Source organism: Vibrio thalassae (assembly GCF_900089835.1).
Taxonomy (GTDB): Bacteria; Pseudomonadota; Gammaproteobacteria; order Enterobacterales; family Vibrionaceae; genus Vibrio; species Vibrio thalassae.
On sequence record NZ_OANU01000176.1, the window covers coordinates 1 to 1,298 of the forward strand.

The 1,298-nt window shown below is 48.3% G+C and carries 1 protein-coding gene; it reads left to right on the plus strand.

Annotated features, from left to right (window positions below; genetic code table 11):
- Window positions 1-1,298 (plus strand): YhgE/Pip domain-containing protein (locus tag VTH8203_RS23395; RefSeq protein ID WP_158296241.1); only part of this gene is annotated, 1,298 nt, incomplete at both ends.

Here is a 1,298-nt window from a genome sequence, read left to right on the forward strand (position 1 = left end):
CGACGCTTGAACAAAATGAGCTTGAAGCGATGGGCGTCACTGGTCTAGATATGGTCAGTACACCCCAGATTGTCAATCAAATCGCGACGGGAGAGCTGACCACGATTGCAGCTATTCAAAGTGCAGTGGATGGTTTTAACGCCATTGTTGAAGACATCGACGGCAACAGTGACGGCACATTAGCGACCGCAGCGCAAATCAATGCGCTTGTAGGCATATCGGATGCGATAGACAGTAATCAGAGCTTATACGCTGAAGCGTTGAGTAGTCTAGAGAGTCAAACCTTAACCAATCAACAAATCATTGATGCTGTATCAGCAGTGAATGATTTAGCCGATTTCATTGCCAATGGCGCGAACGCTACGGCGACGCTTGAACAAAATGAGCTTGAAGCGATGGGCGTCACTGGTCTAGATATGGTCAGTACACCCCAGATTGTCAATCAAATCGCGACGGGAGAGCTGACCACGATTGCAGCTATTCAAAGTGCAGTGGATGGTTTTAACGCCATTGTTGAAGACATCGACGGCAACAGTGACGGCACATTAGCGACCGCAGCGCAAATCAATGCGCTTGTAGGCATATCGGACGCGATAGACAGTAATCAGAGCTTGTACGCTGAAGCGTTGAGTAGTCTAGATAGTCAAACCTTAACCAATCAACAAATCAGTGATGCTATATCAACAGTGAATGATTTGGCCGATTTCATTGCCAATGGCGCCAACGCCACGGCGACGCTTGAACAAAATGAGCTTGAAGCGATGGGCGTCACTGGTCTAGATATGGTCAGTACACCCCAGATTGTCAATCAAATCGCGACGGGAGAGCTGACCACGATTGCAGCTATTCAAAGTGCAGTGGATGGTTTTAACGCCATTGTTGAAGACATCGACGGCAACAGTGACGACACATTAGCGACCGCAGCGCAAATCAATGCGCTTGCAGGCATATCGGACGCGATAGACAGTAATCAGAGCTTGTACGCTGAAGCGTTGAGTAGTCTAGATAGTCAAACCTTAACCAATCAACAAATCAGTGATGCTATATCAACAGTGAATGATTTGGCCGATTTCATTGCCAATGGCGCCAACGCCACGGCGACGCTTGAACAAAATGAGCTTGAAGCGATGGGCGTCACTGGTCTAGATATGGTCAGTACACCCCAGATTGTCAATCAAATCGCGACGGGAGAGCTGACCACGATTGCAGCTATTCAAAGTGCAGTGGATGGTTTTAACGCCATTGTTGAAGACATCGACGGCAACAGTGACGGCACATTAGCGACCGCAGCGCAAATC